Source organism: Actinomycetota bacterium, assembly GCA_014360655.1.
Classification (GTDB): domain Bacteria; phylum Actinomycetota; class Geothermincolia; order Geothermincolales; family RBG-13-55-18; genus JACIXC01.
The window spans coordinates 161,033-178,901 of the sequence record JACIXC010000001.1; the positions used below are offsets into that span (position 1 = coordinate 161,033).

Sequence of the window (17,869 nt, forward strand, 5' to 3'; positions counted from 1 at the left end):
CCCCTTTTTTCGCCTCCCGCTTCCTCTACCGTCGGCCCTGCCCGCATTCGTCCGCCGTGCCCTCTCGTGCGGCCTCCGCCGCGCTAAGCGTCCGGCAGATCCTCGTCCGTTTCCTCCACGATCTCGTCCTCGGTCTCCTCCGCCTCCGGCTCGATGTCCTGCGGCTCAGGCCCGAAATACGACGCCGCGACGGTGAGCTTCTCGCCGTCCTCCAGCTCCAGGGTGACCGTTTCCCGAAGCATATCGAGGGCGATGACCCTTGCCCTGCCCCGCTCCGTCTCCACCTCCTCGCCCGGTCCGGGAACCCAGTGCTGGAAGCGGCGGTATGCCTCGTGCTCGTAATGGAGGCAGCACATGAGGCGCCCGCATATGCCCGATATCTTCGCCGGGTTCAGGGGCAGGTGCTGTTCCTTGGCCATGCGTATGGAGATGGGATGGAACTGGTTGAGGAAAGTGGCACAGCAGAGGGTGCGGCCGCAGGGGCCCAGGCCGCCAACCATCTTGGCCTCGTCGCGCACCCCTATCTGGCGCAATTCTATGCGCGTTTTGAGGGTCGATGCCAGGTCGCGCACCAGGGCACGGAAATCCACCCTTCCCTCTGAGGTGAAATAGAAGGTGATGGAGCTGCCGTCGAAGGCGTAATCTATGTCCACCAGCTTCATGGGCAGCTTGTGCTTGGCTATGAGTTCCTCGCACTTGCGCAGGGCGCGGTCCTTGCGGATCTCGTTGCGCTCTTTCTGCTGCCGGTCCCGGTCCGTCGCGCGGCGTATGACCTTCTTCAGGCCGTCTGGCGTCGCGGGATCGGGGATCTCCCGCGGCGGCACTGCGACCACCCCGAACTCCGCTCCCCGCGGGGTTGGGACCATGACTTCGTCCCCCACCCGCAGCGACAGCCGGTCCGGGTCGTAAAAGTGGACTTTTCCTCCCTTTTTAAAGGTTACACCTACCACCACTGCCATCTCGTTCCTCCCGGCGCCTGCCGCGCCGTCTCACCTTTCTCCGCGTATCCTGCGTATCCTCCTCACGTCGCCCCCCGCAGCCGCAGGATGAGGCCGTGCAGGAGGAGCTTCTCGTCCACGTTGGCCTCCAGGGCTTTTCCCGCCTCGTGGAGTATCTCCAGGCACATCCTCGCCCTCTCCGCTCCCACGTGCAGGGCCTCTCTCTCCAGCTCCTTTCTCCGCTCGGGGTTGAAGAGGGCCGTGTCCTCGATCTCCTCTCCCTCCTCCTCGACCAGGTTCAAGAGCATTATATCCCTGTAGAACGAGGCCATGCCATCAAGCAGGTCGTGGGCCGCGCGGCGCCGTGCCCTCCTCGTTTCCTGGGCTCTCTTCCCTTCCCAGCGTTTACGCAGCTGCTCCCCCGCCTTCCTGTCGAGGGCGCGCAGGTACTTCTCCAGCTCCTCCTCCCCTCCTCCTATTTCCATCTTCTGCCAGGTTGCGCGGCAGTCTTCCACGGCATCCAGGGCCTCCAGCAGCGAGAGACGGCGCAGCGACGCCGCCAGCTCCACTCCCCGCCTCCAGTGCGCTGCAAGCTCGGGCCGGCGCGCCCACAGAAGGGCACGGCCGAAAATGCCCCCAGAGCGCCTGGCCATACCCTGCGCCTCCTCCTCCGGCAGGCCTTCGCGCTCCACCAGGAACCGCTCCAGATCCCGCCTCCCCAGGGAAGTGAAACGCACCTCGCGGCAGCGGGAGAGCACGGTGGGAAGGAGGTTCTCCTTGCTCTCGCACACCAGCACGACATAGGTCCCGGGGGCGGGTTCCTCGAGGGTCTTGAGGAAGGCGTTGGCCGCCTCCCGGGTCATGGCGTCGGCCTCGTCGATGATGGCCACCTTGCAGGAGGATTCCAGCGCCTTAGCGCTCAGTTCGGCATCCAGCCCCCTCACCTGCTCCACCTTCACGGAGAGGCCCTCCGGCTCCAGCACGTGGAGGTCGGGGTGGACGCCGGCGGCTACCTTGCGGCACGATGGGCAACCGTCCGGCTCGCCCCGGGGACAGAGGACCGCGGCAGCGAAGAGGAGGGCGGCGCTGAACTTGCCCACGCCACGCGGACCGGTGAAGAGGAGCGCATGCGGCAGGTCCCCGCGCCTCAGGCCGTCGCGCAGGAGAGACACGGCCTTCTCCTGGCCGTATATCTCTCCCCATCCGGAACAGGTGATCCCCTCCAAGAAGCGTCCTCCACGTTTCTCCCGCGGGTGCGCGGGACCATGCGCGTGAAAAGAGGCCCGCGCCGGTATGCTCCCGCGTGCGGGAACGGTCCCGGATCCCCTTGCCCCGCCGCAAGCATGCGCAGGATTCGCGCCGCGGACTCACCCCAGGAGCTTCATTACCTCCTGCATCACCCGGTGGTGGATGCTCTCCGGCTTGTCCGCCCCGTTGAGAAGCACTATGCGGTGCTGGAAGAACTTCGCCAGGGTGCGGTAGGCCTCCTGTACCTGCTCGTGGAAGGATTCGGGCTGCGCCTCCATGCGGTCGAGCCCGGGTTTCCGCTTCTCCAGGCGTTTCAGGCCCACCCGGTAGGGTATCTCCAGCAGGAAGGTCAGGTCGGGGTAAAGGTCGTCGGTCACCCACTCGTTGAGGTTCTGCACGCCCTCCATGCCCACGCGGCGGGCCACCCCCTGGTAGGCCAGCGAGGAATCGATGTAGCGGTCGCAGAGCACCACCTTTCCCGCATCGAGCGCCGGCTTTATGACCTCGTAAACGTGCTGCGCCCGGTCCGCGGCGTAGAGGACCGTCTCCGCCAGGGGGTGCATCTCCCCGAAGGAGGGGTCCAGGAGGATGCGCCGTATCTCCTCGCCCAGCCTGGTCCCTCCCGGCTCGTGGGTGGCCACCACCTCGACGTTCATGCGTATGAGATGGGCGTGCAGCATGTTCATCTGCGTCGTCTTACCCGAGCCCTCGACCCCCTCGAAAGTGATGAAAACCCCTCTCTTCTTCGCCTTACGAGTTCCCAGTCCTTCAGTCATGGTCCGTGCTTCCCTCTCCCGCCTTCACTCCTCCGCTTACCTTCCTCTCCCGCACGCTCCAATTTACCGGTGCCGCTTTCCGTTTGCGGGACATATGCGCTATCCGGGCGTCCGCGATGCCTCCCTCGCACTTTCATAAACCCGCGGTATACATCGCCTGTCCGCGGCACCCTTGCGCTCTCATGCGCAAAGTTTATTACCAATGCTCACTCGCGTCCACAGATATACAGATAATATTCATTATCGAGCTTCATTATCGAGCGCATCCGATGCGCGTTCGCCACGCGGACCCCTTGCACACCCATGAGGGATCACCCGTGGTCCCAAGTCGTGGGCGCAAGCGACCCTCAGCCGGAAGCGCGGTTAGCCGTGCGCTTTCCTGCCCTTCCTGCCCCTCCTGCCCCTCCTGCCCTTCCTGACCTCTCCCGTCCCCGGTCCCTCAGGCCTCCTCCAGGTGAGAGAATATGTTCCCTCCCGCGAGATCGTAGGCGACCACCACCGGGAAATCCTCCACCTCGAGCTCGTATATGGCCTCGGGGCCGAGGTCCTCGTATGCCAGCACGCGCAGGGAACGTACGCGCGAGCCCAGGAGGGCGGCGGCGCCTCCCACTCCCGCCAGGTAGAGGACGCCGTGCCCGCGCAGGGCCTCGCGCACCTCGCGGGAACGGGGCCCCTTGCCGATACAGGCGGCCATACCCGCGGCAGCCAGCCGGGGCGTATAGGGGTCCATGCGGGACGCGGTGGTGGGCCCCACGGAACCCGAGGGCTTTCCGCGGGGCGCCGGGCTGGGACCCGCGTAGTAGATGATCTCACCCTCCACCCGCACGGGAAGTTCCTCGCCCCTCTCCAGTGCCTCCACCAGCCTGCGGTGTGCCTGGTCACGCGCGGTCAGCAACCTGCCCGTGATGAGCAGCAGGTCCCCCGCCGCCAGTTCCTCGCGCCGCTCGAGGGCAAGCGGCGTGGTGACGCGTATCTCCTCCTTCATCTCCCGCAGCCTTTCCAGTATATCTACCTTCTTGTCCTCTCTGCCGTCACCTTCTCCCTTGTCCCCTTGTCAACCCATACCCTTATTCTCCTCGTCCCCTTGTCCCCTTATTCTCTTACGACCCTTGTCCTCTTGCAGGACCTCTTTTCGGATCATATCCCCGTTGCCCGGAAGCTCAGGTTTCGCCTCTTTCTCCGTCGCCTCCCCCTCCCCCGTCTTCCTGCGCCACCTTCCCGTACGCCGCCATGGGTGCGGCCGCCTCGGCCTGTGCCTCACCTGCGATCCGGTCGGCGCGCTGCGATGCGGGAACCCTCGCAAAGGGGTTGGACATGCGCTTCCAGCCGAAACAATGCCTGAAGGAACGGTGCCCCTGCAATCCCGCGACCAGGATCACCACGCCTCCCAGCAGGAGTATGACCTGGGGCCCGTTGAGGAAATAGCGGAAATCCGCGTACCTGCCGTCGATGTCCCCGGCGAAGGTGCCGCCGATGCGCACGATCCATACGTTCAGCGGCTTCAGGCCGATACGGCGCCCCAGCCCCGTGATGAGGTCGGCGAGCGGGCCCGCCAGCATGATGGAAGCGAAGATGGAGGCGCGCATGATGACCTGTATGGTGGCGAAGGCGCGCCCGCGGTATTCCTCTTCCAGCACCTCGTGCAGGAGGGTGACCATGCCCACGATGGCATAGCCCATGCAGGTCCCGCCCGCGAAGACGATGATGAAGGAGAGCCACCGCACGGAAAGCAGCGAGAAGGACACCACCCCCACGCCGAAGCCGGTGATGGCCAGCCCGAGCAACCTCTCCTTGCGCACGCGGCTCCCCAGGGCTCCCGCCAGGATGGAACCGCCCATCATGCCGAAGAGGAGGGTGGTGAGGATGTACATGAAGGCGGAGCCGCTGCCCCCGAGCACGTAGCGCACGAAGCCCACGGTGAGCACGTAGATGGTCCCCCCGCCCAGGAAGCAGGTGAGGGTGAGCAGGAGCACGGTGCGGGTGAGGGGCTGTCCCCAGAGGTAACGGAACCCCTCCCTGAAGTCCTGCCTCACCTGCGAGGTGGTCATCTTCACCCGTTCCTCGCGGGAGATCTTGCGGAACCCTATGTGATAGATGAGATAGGCGGAGACGATGAAGGTCAGGGAGTCGATGAAGAAGGCCGCCTTGTTGGGATCGACCTTTCCCATGAATCCGGGGTTGATCCTGCCCAGCCAGGAGATGAAACCGATGATGCTCCCGGCGATGGCCGTCCCGAAGGCCATGGAGGCGTAGAGGGTGAGCATGTTGAGGGAATTGGCGTTGGTGAGCTGCTCGCTCTCCACCAGGTCTGGGATGCTGGCGTCCTTGGCCGGGCCGTAGATGATGGTGAAGGTCTCCATCACGAAGACAAGTATGCAGATGAGGAGCAGGTTCCCGGCGAAGGGCAACAGTACAACCAGCGCCGCACGGCTGATGTCGCAGAGCATCAGGGTCCTCTTGCGGTCCAGGCGGTCGATGATGATCCCGGCCAGGAAACCCAGCAGGATAGCGGGGAGGAACTTGGAGAGCATCATCAGGCTGATGGCGTAGCTGCGACCGCCCGAGATCTGGTCCACGTAGGCGAAGAGCACGGCGACGATGATCCAGTCCCCCACGGCGGAGACCATCTGCCCCGTCCACAGGAGCAGGAAATCACGGTTGCGCAGGAGGTCGCGGTAAGCGGCGGGTCTTATCTGCAGGTCCTGCTCTGTGCGCCTGAAACCCTTGAGCCTCTCGTCAGCGCATCTCTTGTCTGCCTTTCTTTCCATCTTCCCATCATACCTCAAGGGAGCGGCGGCGCAGGGCGTGGCAGCAGATGACCACCCCCACCGGGAGGCAGGCGATGTGGGTGGGGGCCTCTTCCAGGTGCACATCGAGGGCGGTGACCTCGCCTCCCAGTCCCGCCGCGCCGATGCCGGTGGCGTTCACCTCCGTCAGCAGCTCCTCCTCGATCTCGGCGAGAACGCCGCGTCCGTGGCGTTCCCCAACGGGGCGCAGGAGCCCGCGCAGGGCCAGCTCCAGGGCGCCCGCGGCCTCCGCGCCCACTCCCACGCCGACGACCACCGGCGGGCATGCCTGGGCGGCCTTGGCGCGCACCGCCTCGCGCACCGCCCGCTTCAACCCGTCCTTACCCTCTCCCGGCAGGAGGAGGAAAAGGCGGCCCGCGTTCTCGCTGCCCCCTCCCTTGGCCAGCAGGGTGAGGCGCGCTTTACCCTCGGGCCCCCCCGCGTGCACGTGCACCGCCACCGGGGTGTTGTCCCCGCGGTTGCGGCGCGAGAAGAGGGGGTCGTCCACCAGCGACGACCGCAGGGGGACGCGGGCGGTCGCCCTGCGCAGGCCCTCGTTAACGGCCTCCTGGAAGGAGGCGGGGAGGGCGGTTTCCTCTCCCAGCTCCACGAAGAGGTGGAACATGCCGGTATCCTGGCATATGGGCAGTCCCTCCTCGCGCGCCACGCGGGCGTTGTCCACGATCATGCGCAGGGCGTAGCGCGCCAGCGCCGAGCTCTCCCTCTCCGCGGCTTCCCGCAGGGCATGCTCCACGTCCGGGGGCAGGTCCAGGCTGGCCTGGACGGCGAGCTCCTCCACCGCCCCGCTCAGCTCCGCCGCATCAAGAACCCGCGAGCCGCGCATCGAGCTCCTCCATCCTGGCCTTGATGCGGCGCGCGCATTCTTCCAGTTCCTTCCTTTCCCCGCCGTCGAGCGGAAGCTCCACCACCTTCTTCCATCCCCCTTCCCCCAGCGTCACCGGCACGCCCAGGAAGACGTCCCGCAGCCCGTACTCGCCTTCCAGGAGCACGCTGGCCGTCACCTGCAGGCCCTCGTCCTCCAGCACGGCCCGTACCATGCGCGCCGCACAGGCGGAGGGCGCGTGGTAGGCGCTTCCCTGCTTGAGGAGGGAGACGATCTCCGCCCCGCCGTCCCGGGTCCGCTCCTGCAACTCCCGCAGCTTGCCGGGAGGCAGGAGTTCGCTCAGGGGCACGCCCGCCGCGGAGGTGAAACGAGGCAGGGGAAGCATCTCCTCGCCGTGGCTTCCCAGCACCGTCGGCTGGACCTGCCCGGGAGGGAGCCCCAGCTCCCGCGCCGCGAAATAGGCCAGGCGCGAGCCGTCCAGCAGGCCGGCCATGCCCATGACGCGGTGGCGGTCCCAGCCCGTAGTGCGCCACGCGAGGTAGGACATCTCGTCCAGGGGGTTGGTCACCATGATGAGCACGCAGTCGGGCGCGGCCTCGGCCAGGGAGGACACCACCTCCCTCACCACGGCCGCGTTCTTCTCCGTGAGATCGGCGCGTGACATACCCGGCTGCCTGGGGAAACCGGCGGTGATCACAGCCACGCGGCTGCCCTCGGCCAGCCGGTAATCGTCTCCTCCCTCCACCCGGGAGGGAGACGTGGTGAGGGCCAGGGACTGCGCTATGTCGAGGGCCTTGCCCCGCGCCAGATCGCCGTAGATGTCGATGAGGGCCACGTCCGCCAGGCCCTGCTCCGCTACGCGCATGGCCGTGGTGGATCCCACCATGCCCGCGCCCACGACGGTAACCTTGCGCATTTAGCCTCCTTTCTCCCCCTCCTAGCACGACGAAGCTATTTTCCTATATACGGCGGGAGCGCGCAAACTCCCGGAACCGCTACAGGAACGCTCCGCGCGGTCGCGCGGGAGAAAGTGTGGTGGGGATGTACCCGTCCACGGCGTCAAGGGGACGCTCCGCGCGGTCGCGCGGGAGAACGCAGCTGTACACGCCGCACACGGCCCCTCCTTACGCTAAAAAGGACGGACGGCGGGGAAGGCATGCGCCGCCTGCCTTGCGCGCGCGGCGTGACCCCGCAGACCCGGCGCCCCGGCTACCCCCTCTCCCCGGAAGGGCCGCCGGGGATCTCCCCCGAGGTCCCGCCGCCCGTTTCCGCGCTCTCTCCCACGGGGGCTTCCGTGCCCGCATCCGCGGCGGTCGCAGGGTCCGTCTCCACCTCCGTATCCCCGTCCGCCTTCCCGGGAGGAGCCCCCTCCTTCTTGCTGGGGCAGGAAGTGTCCAGGCAGAGGACCCAGGGTCTGCGACCCTTGTTCACCACCTTCACCCGCGGGGAGGAGCACTGCGGACAGACCTCGCCGGTAGGCACCACGTTGCCGCTCTGCGGCAGGGGATAGGTGACGTTGCACTGGGGATAATCGCTGCAACCCACGAACCTCTTCTTGCTCTTCTTCGCACGCACCACCCTCAGGTCGGCCCCGCAGGCCGGGCAGGTCCCCAGGACGCGGTCCTCCTTGATGCCGTTGCGTATCTCCGCCGCCACCTCCGCCCTGCTCGCCTCGAGCTGCTTCATCACCCGGGAGAGCATCTCGCGCGACTTGTCCACCACCTCCACGCGTGTCTCCTTGCCCTCCACGATGGCGTCCATGTCGCGCTCCAGGAGCGCCGTCATCTCGGGCGACGAGATGTGGTCGGCGAACTTGCGCAGGGCCTCGGTCACCGCTATACCGGTCTCCGTGGGAGCGATGGGGTCCCCGTAGATATAGCCGCGCTCGTAAAGGCTTTCGATGATGGCGTGCCGCGTGGACTTGGTGCCCAGGCCCAGCTCCTCCATCTTCTCGATGAGCTTGCCCTGGCTGTAGCGAGGCGGCGGCTGGGTTTCGCCGCGCTTGGGCTCCTGCCTTTCCGTGACCTCCACTTCCTCACCCGCGGCGAGATGCGGGAGGTCGGTTTCCTTCTTGCGGCCGTAGGGATAGTAGCGGTACCAGCCCTCCTCCGTCGTGCGCGTGCCGCGCGCGATGAAGGGCTCCCCTCCGCAGACGAGGTCCGCGCGCACCGACAGCACAACCGCCTCGCCGGCCAGCGTGGCCATGAAGCGCCGCGCCACCAGCTCATATATCTTCCATTCCTGCTGCGTGAGGTCGCCGCGGGAGGCCGCGGCGGTTGGATGCACGGGCGGGTGGTCCGTGGATTCCTTCTTTCCCCGGGTGGGTGAGAGCTTGTCCTTCTTCAGCAGCTCCCGGCTCAGCTCCCCCAGCTCCGCGCTCTTGGCCAGCTCGCGCAGAATGCCCCTTAAATCGAGCGAGGGGGGATAGACGGTGTTGTCCACGCGCGGGTAGCTGATGTAACCGTTTATGTAGAGGTTCTCGGCGATACTCATGGCCTTGGCGGCCGAGAAGCCCAGGGAGGCGGCGGCGGCGAGCAGCCCGGTGGTGTTGAAGGGCACGGGAGGCCTCACACTCCTCTCCGTCGACTTGACCTCCTGCACCAGGGCCCTGTCCGTCAGCCGCGCGTACGCCTCCAGCGCCTCCTCCTCGCTTGGAAAGCGCTCCCGCGCGTGCAACGCGTGGAAGCTCTCCCCGTCCTTGCTGCATTCTATCTTCAAGGTCCAGAAAGGTTCGGGCACGAATTCCCGGCGCTCCCTCTCGCGGTCCACGATGAGGGCCAGGGTGGGGCTCTGCACCCTTCCCACGGAAAGGAACTTCTTTCCAAGCCGCGTGGAGGCCAGGCTGATGAAGCGGGTGAGGCTCGCCCCCCAGATGAGGTCGATGTCCTGGCGCGCCTCACCCGCCGAGGCCAGGTTGTAATAGGGCTCCTCCAACTGAGCGAAGACCCGCTTGATCTCCTGGGGGGTGAGGGCGGAGAAGCGCGCCCTGCGCACCCTGATGTCCGGACGCACCTCGCGGATGAGGTTGATGGCATCGACCCCTATCAGCTCACCCTCCCGGTCGAAGTCGGTCGCGATGATCACCTCGTCCGCCTTGCGCGCCTCGCTCTGCACCGTCTTGATGAGGGACTTGTTGGTGGGCACCTTCACTATGTCGGCGTGAATGAGTTCCCGCGGTTCCACTTCCTGCCATTGCTGGTAGCGGGTGGGAAAGTCCACCTTGAGGATGTGGCCCTTGAGGCCCAGGCAGTGCACCTCGTCGCCGTTGGAGCGGAACACGTAGATGGGGTTGCGTGACTTGGAAAGCGGCTTCGCCCTGCCATCCGAGAGGATGGTGGAGATGCGCCGTGCCGTCGTGTTCTTCTCCGTTATGATAAGTTTCATCTTCTTCCGCCCCCGGGCAAACATTCGGCAAATATCCGTACCATATTTACACCACACCGTCAAGGAATCCCTTGCCCTTGCCTTCGCAACCCTCGAGGAGGACACCGAAAGGGCTTGGCGTCCCTGCCTGCCGGGTGTACCTCCGCTTCTCCCCTCGCGCGTGACGCGCCCGGGCGCGTCACGGCGTGCCCGTCGTGCTCACTCCGGATTCTGGTGGAAGGATATGGAAAGGCAACCGCGCGGGGCCGAACGGCGACGTCGGGCGCCCCCTCCCGCGATCCCGCCCGGGCGCACGGAGTGACGCCTCGGCGTGCCCCGCGCCTCGTTTCTTATCCCGCCGGGCCAGGGCGCGGGGACGCGCGCCCGTCAGAGCGGGCTGCCGAAGATATGCCGGTAGGAGAACTGGTCGTGCGCGGAGAGGAGCCGCACGGAACCGCCGTGGTCCCCCAAGAGCCCCTTGAGCTTCTTCACCTGGTGCATGGCCGCCGCGTGGTCGACGTGGGCCACCAGCCGGAAGCCCCGGATGCCGACGGGAGCCGGTCCCGCGACCCGCAGTTCCTCCTGGACGTAGTAAGCGTCTCCGCAGTGCAGCAGCCAGCCCTCGCCCGTCTCCACCGCCACGCCGCAGTGGCCCCTGGTATGCCCCGGCAGGGGGACCAGCAAGATGCCCCCCGGCACGCCGGAAAGTTCCGCCACCCCGTCCATGCCGAACCACCTGCCGCCCGCCGCGGCCTCGTAGGTCACCCAGCGAGGTCCGTGCGCGAAATGGCAGCGGCGGTAGCGCTCCCTCTCGCTCCTGCTCACGGGGTGCAGCGCAACGTCGCGCTCCGTCGCGCTGACGTGCACCCGGGCATGGGGAAAATCCGCCAGCCCGCCTGCATGGTCCCTGTCCAGGTGGGTACAGACGATGTCGCTCACATCCCGGGGATCGAAGCCCATGTGCTGCAAGCGGCGCAGGGCCGTCTGGGACTCGTCCGGACGCAGGTTGAGTAGCAGGTTGTCCCTGCCCAACCTTCGCGGGTTCCTCATGTCCTCGACACCGAAGCCGGCATCCACCAGCACCAGGCGGTCGCCGGCCTCGACGAGCAGGCAGAGGCAGGGGACCCGGTCGAGGTGCGGTGCCAGCCAGTAGGCCACGCGGGGGTGCATGGTCCCGCAGTTCATGTAGTGTACCTTCATCCCCATGTCTTCCCGTTCCCGGAACATCCCGGGTCGCTATGCGGCGCCCGCGGAGCTGCCTGGGCGCCCAGGTACGTCTGCAGCCACTCGAAGGTGAGGTCCAGCCATTCCCGGTAATGCCCCATGGCGCAGTGGTCGTCGTTCTCGTACAGCTTCAGGAAGGCCCGCGGCGCCCTGGCGGCGAGCACGATGGAATCCTTCGTTCCCAGCAGGGTGTCGCGGTCCCCGTTGATGACCAGGAGGGGGATCTCGATCTTCCGGTAGAGGTCGTTTCCCTCAAAGGAAAGTTCTTCCAGTCGCGCGGCCATGTCCCTGATGCCGCTCGCGCCGGTGACCTTCACGAGCGCGGAGACGATGATCTCCGGTATGCCCAGGGAATTGCCGGGACCGAAGGCATGGTGCAGGGGCGCGCCGCAGGCCACGGCGCAACGGAGCCTCTCGCTCGCCGCCGCCATGCGCGCGGACCAGTAGCCGCCGAAGCTCACCCCCACCATGGCCATGCGCGACGCGTCCACCCTGGGATGGGATGCGTAATGTTCGATGACCGCGCGGTAGACGTCCTGCGAGGCGGGGGACATGGGGCGCCGGTAGGAATAGGTCCCCGGCATCTCCATGAGGAAAACACCCATGCGCGCGTCCCGGTAGGCCAGCAGGGGGAGGGAGATCTCCTGCACCGTCCCCTCCAATCCATTGGTAATTATTACCATGGGATACTTTCCCTCGTCCGCGGGAAAGCGCTCGTAGCCCGCCACCCGCTCCCCCGCCGCCTCCAGGGTCACGGGACGCATGAGGTCGTCCAGGAGGGGAACAAGACGGTCGCAGAGCCCGCGGGCCTTGTGGTAGGCCTCCATCCTCATGGGCGTGGTGCCCGGAAAGGCGCTCACCGTGTAGTAGGTTATCGCCTTGACGAGGGTTTCCTTCCCCTTTGCGTGTTCTTCCGCGTCCTGCGAGGCCAGGAGCCTTTCCGCCTCTTCCTCGTACCCCGCGGCGATGCCGTTCCAGTACCCGCACCACGCGGACTCCCGGAAGGACTTGAGGTCGCCGAGTTCCCGCGCGAAGACGCCGGGATCGAGCTTCCCCATGTTGGCATAACGCAGCCGGAAGAGCTGGGGGAGGAAGTAACTCACCCCCAGCCGGTTCGCGGCCCTTTCCGTCTGACCCGAGACCAGGCAGAAGGTGGTGAACAGGTCCTTGAGCGTCATGCCGACCTCCTTCCGTCATATCCGGCCTTCCCCGGCCTTCCCGGACGCGGGCCGTGCCGCGCCCCGCGACCGGGCGGCCCTTGTGGCGCGTGCGACTCCCCCTCGACGCGGGGAAACGATCATGCAAGGTCCGTCCCCGTAACCGTTGACGTCGGCTCCCCGAGTACGCGGTGAGGCGACGCCGGGTCCCGGAATATGACTCCCGACCTGGTCCGGCTCCTCGAGCACGCGGTGAGGCGACCCCGGGGGCAGGAGACCGCCGTCCTTCTTCTCCGCGCCTACCCTACCTGGTGAACCTGCGGCGCCTCTCCCGGTGCGGCCTGTCGATACCGGCATAGGGTGCCCTCGGTCCCGAGAGGGCGAAGAAGAAGGGGATCCTGCGCTGCCTCTTGAAGTAACCCCAGGTACCTATGCCAAGGTAGAGTTCGTCGTTCACCTTGCGGACCTCGTCGATCATGTTTATGAACCCGGCGCCGGAATGATAGGCCGTGTAGTCGAGCTCGAAGCAGTCCTTTCCGTCGAAGACTGAAGCCGCTATCCTGGTCTTCATAGGAAAAACATGGTGTACCCTGCCGAACCGTTCATAGGAGTTGTAACCGTGGCCCTCGTTCTCCGCGACGGTCGTGAACCCCTTGCCCAGCCACTTTCCCTTGTTCAGGGATGAGCGGAGGCCGAAGTGGGCGAGGGGTTTCTTGATGAACCAGAACCTGCCGGTATCGAGGAGCTCTCCCTTGAACTCGCCCTCCATCTCCCGCATGGTCGGACAGGGCAGCGTGAGGAAGAGCTCCATCAGCCGCTCCTGCTTCAGGGCCTTGAGGTCCTCGACCGTCCAGCCCGCAAGGCCCTCCACCGATGGTCCACGTTCCTGCATGGCCACGCTCATGACCGCCTCCTTCTCCACGTGCGCGGCTCCCCGCGCCCTTCCCGTATTTCCCGCGGTTACGACAAGGCGCCCCCGTGCCCTTCAGCCCATGAAGTGCCCTTCAGCCCATGACCTTCCTCAGCCACTCCGCCACGGGGGGGACGATCTCATCCACGTAATCGATGGTCACCAGGTGCGGCCGTGCCGGCAGGTAGAGGAACTCCTTCTCGCAGGTCAGCCTGTCGTACACCCGCCGCACGTAATCCTCGGGGAAGATGTTGTCCTGCCCGGAATGGATGACCATGATGGGGGTGCGGATCTCCTCCACCCTGACCGCCAGGGGGGTGGAGCCGAGGGAAGCCAGCGCCGAGAGGCTGACGGCGTTGACCGCCAGGGGGTCCTCCCTGAAAAACCCCTTCAGGTCCGGGTACAGCCGGCAGGGTTCCGCTGCGAGGTCCAGGTACGCGGAGACGGGGACCATGAAGCGTCCCAGGGGGGAAGCGGTTATCGCGCGCACCAAGGGCAGCCGCGAGAACTTCAGCAGGGGCCCGTAGAGACCCGGCCAGCGCGTCATGCGCTCGTTGTCCGGCTCATCGGGCGCGATCACGTTGTGGCAGACGGCCGCCTTAAGGCGCGGCTCCGCCGCCGCGCAGTAGAAGGCCACCATGCCCCCCTGGCTGGAACCCGAGACCGCCACGCGGTCCCCGTAGACGGAGGCGGCATGGTCTATCACCGCGCGCGCGTCATCCGCCAGCTCGCCCAGGGTATAGACCCCGCGCAGCCCCTCGCTCATGCCGTGACCCCGCGGGTCGAACCCCACCACGTTGAAGCCCTCCCGGCTCAACTTGTAGAGCAGCTCCACGTAGAGCAGCGCGTACACGCTGGTTCCGGGAATGAAGACCACGACCGGGTCACCGGGCTTGCTCTCGAAATGGTAGAGGGCCAGCTTCCTCTCTCCCGCCTGCAGCCACTCCTCCCTCCAGGTGCCGAAGAGTTCGCCCAGGCCCACCCTCTCCATGAGCGAGCGGGCATACGCCCTGGCCTCCTCCTCCGTGGGGACGGGCTTATGCATCTTGCGATAGCTGTAGGTTGCCCAACCCGCCGTGCCTGCCGCCGCGAACAAAGCCCCTTTCTTCACCGCCTGCATGAGACCATGCTCCGCCATCACCCCTGCCCCCTTTTCTCGCTACTGGTCTTTACGCCTTCTTTCTACATACTCATTATATTGAGTGAAGATTCATTCATTACATCGCTATTCTTACCGCCGGCGACCGGCCCTGTCAAGAAAGGCCACGCCGTCGCATGAACGGCGTTCATCTTCACTCGGCGGATAATAAAGATCCGCTAAAAGCGTTGTCACGTGCCCTTTTCTTCTACGGGCAACTTGATGCGTCTTGCGCGACTGCGCCGCCTTTCACTATTATTATTGTTTGTGATTTATTAGTTTTTGTGTTATAGTTCAGCGAGCAACGTCATGCGCGGGAGGGAAACCATGACCGTCGAGCCCGGATTGCTGAAGATCGCGGACCTGGAGAGGTTGTCGGGCACTCCCCGCCACACCATACACCGGTACGTCCGCCAGGGCCTGCTGCCCGAACCCGTCAGGACCGGCAGGACCATGGCCTACTACGGACCCGCCCACCTCGAGCGCCTGCGGGCCATCCGCGAGATCAAGGGCGGGTCCCGCCTTCCCCTCGCCTACCTGAAGCAGGTCCTGCAGGCGAGGGATGCCGGCCGCGACACGGTGACGGGGAGCCACGCCGCACGCGAGGAGCCGTCGCCGGGAAAGGGCACGGGAGAAAAGCGCAGGCAGCAGATCAAGGAAGCGGCCTTCAGGGTCTTTCTCGAGAGGGGTTTCCCGCGCGCCAGGATCCAGGATATCGCCGCGGCGGCAGGTATCTCCACCGGCACCTTCTATATATACTACCGGGACAAGCGGGAAGTCTTCATGGAGGTCATCGACGAGCTCATCCGCAACGCCGTGCAACCGGTGGAGGAGGCGGTGCTGACGGGCGGCGACATCCCGCGCCGTGCCGGGGAGATCGCCCGCTTCTACCTGGAAAACTACGGGTACTTCTCCGGGATCATCAACCAGCTGCGGGGGATGATGGCCGAGGAGGAGCCCGCGGCCCGGGACAAGTTCATCGCCCTGCACAAGCAGCTGGCGGACCCCATCGTGCGCGGCATCCGCGCGGCCGTCGCGGGCGGCTTCATCCGCGAGGTGGACCCCGAGCTGCTGGCCCGTGCCATCATGGGCATGGTCGAGTTCCTGGCCATCTACCTGTCCTTCGAAGGAAAGCACGACGTCTCCCGGGTCGTCTCCTTCATAACCGACCTTCTCATGAATGGCCTGCGCGTGCCCGACGGCGGCTGACCGCGCCGCCCTCGCGTTCATACACGGCCGCCGGTCGGGGCGACCGCATGGCGAAGAACGTCGCCCCCGTCGCTCAAGGGAGCCGATCCTGCCTCCACGGACGCGGGGCAAACCGTGGCCCCGGGGTCGTCCCCTTCCGCCCCCGTCACCGCGGGAGGTCGATCCTCCCGCCCATCTCCCCGTAAAGCTGCGGCAGGAAGGAGGCCAGGTTGTTGTACTCTATGAGGCTGTGCAGGCAGTTGTTGCGCGCCAGGTCCGCCATCCTGAAGAGGAGGGGCCGCTTCACCCTCACCGGGACGCCTCCCTTCATGGTGTAACCGATCCAGTAGCGGCTGCGGTATTCGACCCCTCCCTCGACCTCTCGCACCGCGTGGAAAAAGACGTTGAAGGGGGTTTTGAGCAGGCTCAGCGTTACGTTGGCGCAGTAAGCCCTGGACATGCCGGACGCCTCGAACATGTCCATGTCCAGCCCGAAATCGCGCGGCGAGAAGAAGGTTATGGCGAGCTTCTGCGCGCTGCGCACGTTGAACCCCTCCACCGGGTAGTGGGTGCTTCCGTGATTCCTCTCCCGGAGCGGCACCCCCGAGGCGTCAAGGTGCCGGGCGGGGTCATCCACCCCTATGTCGGTATGGGCGACGGGGCACCAAAGGGCGTAACGCAGGCCTTCCAGCGGGTGCCAGTTGAACCACCAGTCGAGCATCTCGGGGGTGACGCCCGGCATCCTCACAAGCGTGGCGGCGAAGCCACTGCCGTCGGGCATGACGGTGTAGCCGGTCTCCACCGGGAGGTACCCCGGCCTCATGAGGTCGTTCCGGTCATGGATGGAGGTGGCCCTGGAGGGGTCCACCGGTCCCGCGTTGACCCTCTCCAAGTCGTCGGCGGGGATCTCCGCCAGTTCCTTGTGGAAATATTTGGAATATGGCTTTCTTTCCTCCTCGGCCGCCAGCCGCCTGCGCTCCATCTTCCGGATGTCCTCCATGGTCACCGGGTCGGGGAAGATCTTCCCCATCCTCACGAACAGGCTCCCCAGGCTCATCTGCAACCCTCCTGCTCGGCATTCCCGGCCTTCCTCGCCAGGGCTCCCCTCGCCGCGAAGGCCACGAAGGGCACGGCATGCAGCGCCGCTCCCTGCACGGCGGCGCGCCAGGCGGAAGACCTCCTGTATCGCGGCGAGGCCCTGTACGCCGAGAAAGCCCGCAGGGAAAGGGGAACGTAGAGGACGAGGCCGGTCACCAGGCCGGGCACGTATTTCCTCGTCCTGAGCGATGCCGCCGCGTGGAAAGCGGAGTTGACGAGCAGCATGCTGGCCATGCTGAGACCGAATGTCGGGTTCCGCTTGCGCATCAGGGCCCCGTAGAGGCACCCGAGTATCATCGAGGCGTTGACTCCCACCACGATGGTGATCGAGGCGTTGCCGAAGACCCCGGGGGCCATCTCCCTGGCCGCCGCGAGAAATCCGCCAGGCCAGGCGTATTCCTCCGCCACGTGGGCGCAGGATGCCGCCAGCAGGGCCCAGTAGACGCGGCTGTCGTCGCCGTGTTCCATGCTTGCCTCACCGCCTTCCGCTCATCCGTTCCCGGGACGTCAATCCTTTCCCGACCATGCCGTGGGGTTCTCCGTACCTGCCTGTGCCTGGCTGTCGATCCTTTCCAGGAGCCCGGGCAGGAACACGGGGAACTGGCCCATCTCCTCGCGGTTGTGCTTGCGGAGCCCCTTCACGAAAAATCCGGGCGCCCTGGCGGGGATGCGGAAGGTGGAGCGCATGCGCGTACCTCCCTCCATCTCCTCGTACTGGTGCTGCACCCAGGCATAGGGGACTCCCTTGCGATCGAGGACGGCGCTCGTGACGACATGCCCGTACTCCCTGGGGATGGAGACGGCGTCCGGGTCCTCCAGGCGTATGCGCATCCTGCTGGGTATGCCCCCTATTTTCTCGAGAACGCAGTGGGTGAAGGTGGCCCTGCCCCCCTCTTCCCTGACCTCCATCCTGGCCTCCATGTGATCGCGCGGGTGCCAGAGCTTGTAGGTCTCCGTATCCCCCATGAGCAGCCACCAACGGTCGATCATCTCCGGCGTGACGCCGCGGAGCTCGTGGTCGATGACCACGTCCTTTGTCTCGCCCCTGGAAATCCTGGCCACCCAGCCGGTGATCAGGCCGTTGCACCACGCTATGACCTCGTGCACGAACATGCGGGATCACCCCCGTTCGCTCTCCGTGACGGGAAGGCCGCGCACATGTAAGAACCCATCATGCATCATGCGCGTCGCCCTCCGCC

16 protein-coding genes are annotated in these 17,869 nt (G+C 66.0%); 1 reads left to right on the forward strand and 15 read right to left on the reverse strand.

The features are described 5' to 3' along the window. Positions 1 to 83: 83 nt before the first annotated feature. From H5T73_00660 to H5T73_00715, 12 genes are all read right to left on the reverse strand, one after another. Positions 84 to 959 (reverse strand): stage 0 sporulation family protein, encoded by an 876-nt coding sequence (locus H5T73_00660; protein MBC7246277.1) that lies wholly within the window; start codon positions 957 to 959, stop codon positions 84 to 86. 62 nt (positions 960 to 1,021) lie between these two features. Next, positions 1,022 to 2,164, reverse strand: a complete 1,143-nt coding sequence (gene holB / locus H5T73_00665; GenBank protein MBC7246278.1) for a DNA polymerase III subunit delta' — start codon at positions 2,162 to 2,164, stop codon at positions 1,022 to 1,024. 141 nt (positions 2,165 to 2,305) lie between these two features. Further along, entirely contained in the window at positions 2,306 to 2,962 is a 657-nt protein-coding gene (locus tag H5T73_00670; protein ID MBC7246279.1) for a dTMP kinase, read from the reverse strand. Between the two features lie 439 nt (positions 2,963 to 3,401). After that, entirely contained in the window at positions 3,402 to 3,947 is a 546-nt protein-coding gene (locus H5T73_00675) for a fumarate hydratase C-terminal domain-containing protein (protein ID MBC7246280.1), read from the reverse strand. A gap of 175 nt (positions 3,948 to 4,122) precedes the next feature. Then, positions 4,123 to 5,730 (reverse strand): MFS transporter, encoded by a 1,608-nt coding sequence (locus H5T73_00680; protein ID MBC7246281.1) that lies wholly within the window; start codon positions 5,728 to 5,730, stop codon positions 4,123 to 4,125. A gap of 7 nt (positions 5,731 to 5,737) precedes the next feature. Continuing rightward, the gene (locus H5T73_00685) at positions 5,738 to 6,592 is read right to left on the reverse strand and encodes a fumarate hydratase (GenBank protein MBC7246282.1); all 855 of its coding nucleotides are present in this window, start codon (positions 6,590 to 6,592) and stop codon (positions 5,738 to 5,740) included. Continuing rightward, complete coding sequence (locus tag H5T73_00690) at positions 6,570 to 7,508, reverse strand: malate dehydrogenase (protein MBC7246283.1); 939 nt, start codon at positions 7,506 to 7,508, stop codon at positions 6,570 to 6,572. Before H5T73_00690 ends, H5T73_00685 begins: the two co-directional genes overlap by 23 nt. Before the next feature lie 293 nt (positions 7,509 to 7,801). Next, on the reverse strand, positions 7,802 to 9,976 hold the full coding sequence (locus H5T73_00695) for a DNA topoisomerase I (protein ID MBC7246284.1): 2,175 nt from the start codon (positions 9,974 to 9,976) through the stop codon (positions 7,802 to 7,804). Positions 9,977 to 10,342: 366 nt separating this feature from the next. After that, a complete protein-coding gene (locus H5T73_00700; protein ID MBC7246285.1) occupies positions 10,343 to 11,155 on the reverse strand; it encodes an MBL fold metallo-hydrolase in 813 nt (270 codons plus the stop codon). After that, positions 11,152 to 12,357 carry an alpha/beta hydrolase gene (locus H5T73_00705; GenBank protein MBC7246286.1) on the reverse strand — a complete coding sequence of 402 codons (1,206 nt, stop codon included), beginning with the start codon at positions 12,355 to 12,357 and terminating at the stop codon, positions 11,152 to 11,154. Before H5T73_00705 ends, H5T73_00700 begins: the two co-directional genes overlap by 4 nt. A 283-nt stretch (positions 12,358 to 12,640) precedes the next feature. Further along, positions 12,641 to 13,258, reverse strand: coding sequence for a hypothetical protein (locus H5T73_00710; protein ID MBC7246287.1), 618 nt, complete (start codon positions 13,256 to 13,258; stop codon positions 12,641 to 12,643). 82 nt (positions 13,259 to 13,340) lie between these two features. After that, positions 13,341 to 14,384: an alpha/beta fold hydrolase gene (locus H5T73_00715; protein ID MBC7246288.1), complete on the reverse strand. Its 1,044-nt coding sequence runs from the start codon at positions 14,382 to 14,384 to the stop codon at positions 13,341 to 13,343. A gap of 309 nt (positions 14,385 to 14,693) precedes the next feature. Between H5T73_00715 and H5T73_00720 the strand changes: the two genes are divergently transcribed. After that, positions 14,694 to 15,593, forward strand: a complete 900-nt coding sequence (locus H5T73_00720) for a MerR family transcriptional regulator (GenBank protein MBC7246289.1) — start codon at positions 14,694 to 14,696, stop codon at positions 15,591 to 15,593. Positions 15,594 to 15,738: 145 nt separating this feature from the next. On the opposite strand, the gene H5T73_00725 is transcribed toward H5T73_00720, so the two are convergent. The 3 genes from H5T73_00725 to H5T73_00735 are packed head-to-tail and all read right to left on the reverse strand — an operon-like array spanning position 15,739 to position 17,783. Then, positions 15,739 to 16,629 carry a hypothetical protein gene (locus tag H5T73_00725; protein ID MBC7246290.1) on the reverse strand — a complete coding sequence of 297 codons (891 nt, stop codon included), beginning with the start codon at positions 16,627 to 16,629 and terminating at the stop codon, positions 15,739 to 15,741. Beyond that, entirely contained in the window at positions 16,626 to 17,138 is a 513-nt protein-coding gene (locus tag H5T73_00730) for an HXXEE domain-containing protein (GenBank protein ID MBC7246291.1), read from the reverse strand. Before H5T73_00730 ends, H5T73_00725 begins: the two co-directional genes overlap by 4 nt. 39 nt (positions 17,139 to 17,177) lie before the next feature. Then, positions 17,178 to 17,783: a phloretin hydrolase gene (locus H5T73_00735; GenBank protein ID MBC7246292.1), complete on the reverse strand. Its 606-nt coding sequence runs from the start codon at positions 17,781 to 17,783 to the stop codon at positions 17,178 to 17,180. Positions 17,784 to 17,869: the final 86 nt, after the last annotated feature.